This window comes from Bacillus sp. JJ634 (genome assembly GCF_036962285.1).
Lineage (GTDB): Bacteria > Bacillota > Bacilli > Bacillales > DSM-1321 > Peribacillus > Peribacillus asahii_A.
Genome location: NZ_JBALMU010000112.1, coordinates 1 through 4,898, shown reverse-complemented (window position 1 = coordinate 4,898; position 4,898 = coordinate 1). Strand labels below are relative to the sequence as shown.

Genomic DNA, 4,898 nt, shown 5'->3' with positions numbered 1-4,898 from the left:
CCTTTATTTGCATCCCAATTATACCAAAAAAAGGTTGACAGTTAAATGAAAACGCTTTAAATTATATTTAACAGAATGTATTCGGTGAATTGATTCTGTTAAATATATTGTTGTATTGGTGAATGATCAAAGCAGAAGGAGATTATAATCATGGTACAAAATCGTACAGTAATTGTTACCGGTGCAGCACAGGGCATTGGATATGCAATCGCAGAATCTTTTATTAACAATGGAGATTTTGTTGCTATCTTTGATTTAAATGAAGAAGCAGCTAAAAGCGGAGCTGAAAGATTAGGAAATGCAAAGGGCTATAAAGTAAACGTAGCAGACGAAGAAAGCGTAAAAATGGCTATTGAACAAGTCATTGCTGAACGTGGAACGGTCGACGTATTAGTTAACAATGCAGGAGTTCAACATATTTCTCCAATCGAAGACTTCCCGGTAGAAAAATGGGATCTTTTAATAGATGTTATGTTGAAAGGAACATTCTTAACAACAAAATACGTGATTCCTGCAATGAAAAAACAAAATAAAGGTCGTATTATCAATATTTCTTCGGCTCACGGCAGAATGCCTGATGCTTATAAATCTGCCTATTGTGCAGCGAAATATGGACAAGTTGGTTTCACTCAGGTGACAGCATTAGAAACTGCTAAATTTGGTATTACTTGCAATGCGATTATGCCTGGACCAGTACGTACAGAATTAATCGAAAAACAATTGCCAAAACTTGCAGAACAAGATGGAACTACTGTAGAAGAAGCTCTAAATCATCACATCCTAGGCAAACAATGGATGAAACGTCTTCTTGAACCTTCAGAAATAGGCGCTACAGCTGTATTCTTAGCTTCAGATGGCGCGGCAGCCATCACTGGTGAAGGAATCGGTGTTACAGGCGGCAGCTAAAAACATAAAACAGTTTTTTTAGACGCAAAAGTCCGAATATTAAAAAAATAACTAATAAAAAGGCGGGATTATAATGGAAAAATTAATTATCACGGTAGCTACAACAGGAGATTTTGCAACGAAGGATCACACTCCTTATTTACCAACGACACCACAGGAAATTGCTGATTCTATTTATGAATCATGGCAAGCAGGTGCAGCGATTGCTCATATTCATGTTCGTGACGAAGACGGAATTCCGACTTTAGATTTAGATAAGTATCGTGAAGTAAGAAGACTACTAGAAGAGAAGAATTGTGATATTATTATCAACTTTACAACTGCTGGTGGAGAACTGAAAGATGTAACAAAAAGATTTCCAGTTGTTGAATTGCAACCTGAGATTGCTTCCTATGATGCAGGGTCTTTCAATATCGGACCAAATGTATTTATCCATACGCCTGCCATGCTAGAGCAATTAGCAGAGAAAATGCTAGAAAATAATGTGAAACCAGAACTTGAAGTGTTCGATGTTGGGATGATTCATAATGCGTTACGTGTTGCTAAAAAAGGACTAATTAAACCGCCTTACTTTTTCCAATTTGTATTAGGGGCACAAGGTGGAATTCCTGCTACACCTGAAACTCTAATGTTTATGAGAGATAGTATTCCAGAAGGCGCTATCTGGTCAGCTATTGGAGCGAGTAAAGATCAGCTAATGATTAATACCATGACTATTCTACTTGGCGGACATGTTCGTGTAGGTATGGAAGATGCTGTTTATTTCCGCAAGGGCGAACTAGCAAAAACCAACGCACAATTTGTAAAGAGAATTGTAGAATTAGCCGAAACACTAGGTCGCGAAGTCGCAACACCTGATGAGGCTAGAGAGATTCTAGGGTTAAAAGTAAAGAAGCCTGCAAATTCTTAAGGGATCACACTTGTTCTTGATTACACAGTGTGCACGTTTTGTTTAAGACGAATGATAAGGGGGATTTCCATAAGATGAATTCAATAAGTCAATCCATTGAGCGTACAACAATTAAAAAGACAATGACGCGCATACTACCATTTGTCTTGATATGTTATATCATTGCGTATTTAGACCGTGTGAATTTAGGGTTTGCTGCTTTAGAAATGAACGCAGATCTGGCACTATCCGCAGAAGTTTTTGGTTTATTATCAGGTATTTTCTTTATTGGCTATTTCTTATTTGAAATACCAAGTAATTTGATTATGCACAAAGTCGGAGCGAAAGTCTGGATTGCCCGAATTATGATCACATGGGGTCTTATCACGATTCTCACAGCATTTGTGCAATCGGCTACACATTTGTATATTGTCCGTTTTTTAATGGGAATTGCTGAGGCAGGCTTTTTCCCAGGGATTATTTTATATTTTACTTATTGGTTCCGAAGCCAAGAAAGAGGGCGTGCTTCTGCAATTCTTACGTTGGCTTTACCAGTTGGTACGATTATAGGAGCCCCCCTCTCAACTTGGATTATGGACAATATTGCATGGAATGGGATGGCGGGTTGGAGATGGATGTTTATTCTTGAAGGAATTCCGGCCATTATTTTAGGGGTTATCGTATTATTTTACTTAACGAATCGTCCGAAAGATGCTAAATGGTTAACAGATGAAGAAAAAAATTGGCTGGAAAATGAACTAGATAGAGAAAGACGTCAAAGCCTTGCGGTAAATAAAGCAACGAAATTAGACATGATTAAAGATTCAAAGGTATGGAAGTTAGCGTTTATTTACTTTGCGCATTATACATCGATGTACGGCCTTGGCTTTTGGCTTCCTAGCATCGTTAAATCATTTGCTGCTAGTTCTAGTAATATGGAAATTGGTTGGTTGACCATTATACCGGCACTAGTTGGGATTCCTTCTATGTTACTCTTCGCATGGAGTTCGGACAAAAGAAAGGAACATCGGAAACATTTAATTGGAAGTCTTCTTATTGCAGGAGTGTGTTTTATCCTGTCTGGTTTTGCAGATAGTGCAACGATGACCATTACCTTGATTGCCTTTGCGGCCATTGGACTGTATGGGTTTATAGGCACCTTTTTCTCCTTTATGACGCTATTTTTTACAGAATCGACTGCACCAGCCGGTATCGCAATGGTTAATGCATTTGCGAGTTTGGGGGGCTTTGTTGGCCCAATGATCTTTGGACAGTTAGCTATTTCAACAGGGATGTTTACGCTTGGTATATTAATTATTCTTGGTGGTGCGGTTATTTTAACGCTGAAGAAAAAAGGATTAAGTGCTGTAAGTGAAAAAGAGGCTGAAGTAAAAACTATTTCTTAAATAATAGTTATGTAGAATTAGCTAAAATACTAGATTGAGAAGCGGTAACGCGAGATGAAGTTAGAGAATTGATAGACTTTAAAATGTAAGAATATTACTAAATCTTAAATAGAGGAATTTTTACAGTAGAGATGATTACTTAAAGTATAGAGGAGATGTTGAAGAATGGTCGTAGAGTATTCATTTAGAGTAAGGTGGGGAGATACGGATGCTGCAGGAATTGTGTTTTATCCTAACTTTTACAAATGGATGGATGAAGCCACGCATGAGTTTTTAGCCGCTATCGGTTATCGAACTTCTACCTTATACGCTGAACAGCAAGTCAGTGTCCCGCTGCTTGAAGCAAATTGCCAGTTTAAGAGTCCGTTATTGTTTGAAGATAATGTGACCGTTCACAGTAAAGTCGTGGAATTGCACCAAAAAGTGTTCAAAATAAGCCATACGTTTTTCAAAAAGGAAAAAATCGTCGCGGAAGGGTATGAAGTTCGCGCTTGGACATCGTTTAAAGAAAAGCCAAAGGCTTGTCCAATTCCAAATGAAGTACGAGAAAAAATGATGCCTGAAAATGCCGAGATAGTAAAGAGTTGAAGCCATGTTAGAAGCAAGGTAAAGGTATTTTCAGATCGTATCATTTCTTTTATGATTACATTTATAAGATAAACAAAGGGAAGTGTTATAAAGAGAAGAGAATCTATTCCTAATATTAGGGAATATTGATTCTCTTCTTTTTGATTTAGATAATTTTATATGAATCCGCATCTGTTAATTATCCAAAACCATAAATTACTTCGTAAATGGGCAACGAGTTCTGAGTAATTTCTTTTATGGATAGTTGCAAAATTTGCGAGTATTTATTGTTTTAAATGGAATATTAAAGAGCAGAATAGGTGTTTTGTAAAGGGAACGAAGGGTTTAATATATTTAAAACTTTTTTAATACTGTAATAACCAATTGTTTTGGAAGAACAGAACCAATTAAGAGGTGGATAATGGCTTGGATAAAAGTAGCTAATACGGATGATGTTAAACAGGTTGGCGACATGAAGGAGATTAATGTAAGCGAACAAAGTCTAGTTCTATTTAAGATAGAGGAAGGTCATTTTGTTACTTCTAATCTTTGTACGCATAGAAAACAGTATTTAACAGATGGTTCAGTAGATGGAAGTGCAGTGAATTGTCCAAGGCATGGCGGAAAATTTGATATCAAAACAGGGGAGCCATTGGCTGGTCCATGTTATACAGCTTTAGAGACTTACCCTGTTGATATTCGAGATGACGAAGTGTGGATTAATATATAAAACTAGGTGGAGGTAATCGTAACGATGGATAAACAAATTTGGTTCAAAGATTTACATGATTTAGATCTTGAAGATTTAGTTCAATTAAAATGGAACATTCGTCAGGGATTCTTCCCTGATGCAGACTGGCACCAAAAGCCAACTTCTCAGAATCCTGAAGGTATTACTATGGACGAATGGTTGAGCACTCTTGAGGAGGAATTTGTCAGACTAGGTATTTAGTTTTAATAAGAGATTGATGAAGATGAAAAGGATAAAGATAAAAGCAGTGTAATTTCGAATTGTGAAATCCACTGCTTTTACATCCATTTACCTTCTAGTTATCTATGTTTTCCCTCAACTATTTAATCCTAAGAATTCTCTTTTTCCTCATTTTATCTAGGTTCTCCTTTTTATATTT

The 4,898-nt window shown here is 36.9% G+C and carries 6 protein-coding genes; all 6 read left to right on the top strand.

All coding sequences use genetic code 11. The features are described from left to right. The first annotated feature begins 150 nt into the window (after positions 1–150). The 6 genes from V7068_RS16350 to V7068_RS16325 all read left to right on the top strand — a co-directional run bounded on the left by V7068_RS16350 (position 151) and on the right by V7068_RS16325 (position 4,720). Positions 151–906 carry a 3-hydroxybutyrate dehydrogenase gene (locus tag V7068_RS16350; protein ID WP_252282530.1) on the top strand — a complete coding sequence of 252 codons (756 nt, stop codon included), beginning with the start codon at positions 151–153 and terminating at the stop codon, positions 904–906. A 73-nt stretch (positions 907–979) separates the two neighbouring features. Beyond that, positions 980–1,816, top strand: coding sequence for a beta-keto acid cleavage family enzyme (locus V7068_RS16345; protein ID WP_252286424.1), 837 nt, complete (start codon positions 980–982; stop codon positions 1,814–1,816). A gap of 74 nt (positions 1,817–1,890) precedes the next feature. Continuing rightward, positions 1,891–3,201 (top strand): MFS transporter, encoded by a 1,311-nt coding sequence (locus V7068_RS16340; RefSeq protein ID WP_499713674.1) that lies wholly within the window; start codon positions 1,891–1,893, stop codon positions 3,199–3,201. A 165-nt stretch (positions 3,202–3,366) separates the two neighbouring features. After that, positions 3,367–3,789, top strand: a complete 423-nt coding sequence (locus V7068_RS16335) for an acyl-CoA thioesterase (protein WP_499713673.1) — start codon at positions 3,367–3,369, stop codon at positions 3,787–3,789. Positions 3,790–4,189: 400 nt separating this feature from the next. Beyond that, positions 4,190–4,498, top strand: coding sequence for a Rieske (2Fe-2S) protein (locus tag V7068_RS16330; protein WP_127761002.1), 309 nt, complete (start codon positions 4,190–4,192; stop codon positions 4,496–4,498). Between the two features lie 24 nt (positions 4,499–4,522). Continuing rightward, on the top strand, positions 4,523–4,720 hold the full coding sequence (locus V7068_RS16325) for a hypothetical protein (RefSeq protein WP_127761001.1): 198 nt from the start codon (positions 4,523–4,525) through the stop codon (positions 4,718–4,720). Positions 4,721–4,898: the final 178 nt, after the last annotated feature.

Excerpts from the sequence above, each read along its gene's own strand:
- V7068_RS16350 (WP_252282530.1), top strand. The coding sequence starts at position 151 with ATGGTACAAAATCGTACAGTAATTGTTACCGGTGCAGCACAGGGCATT.
- V7068_RS16345 (WP_252286424.1), top strand. The coding sequence starts at position 980 with ATGGAAAAATTAATTATCACGGTAGCTACAACAGGAGATTTTGCAACG.
- V7068_RS16340 (WP_499713674.1), top strand. The coding sequence starts at position 1,891 with ATGAATTCAATAAGTCAATCCATTGAGCGTACAACAATTAAAAAGACA.
- V7068_RS16335 (WP_499713673.1), top strand. The coding sequence starts at position 3,367 with ATGGTCGTAGAGTATTCATTTAGAGTAAGGTGGGGAGATACGGATGCT.
- V7068_RS16330 (WP_127761002.1), top strand. The coding sequence starts at position 4,190 with ATGGCTTGGATAAAAGTAGCTAATACGGATGATGTTAAACAGGTTGGC.
- V7068_RS16325 (WP_127761001.1), top strand. The coding sequence starts at position 4,523 with ATGGATAAACAAATTTGGTTCAAAGATTTACATGATTTAGATCTTGAA.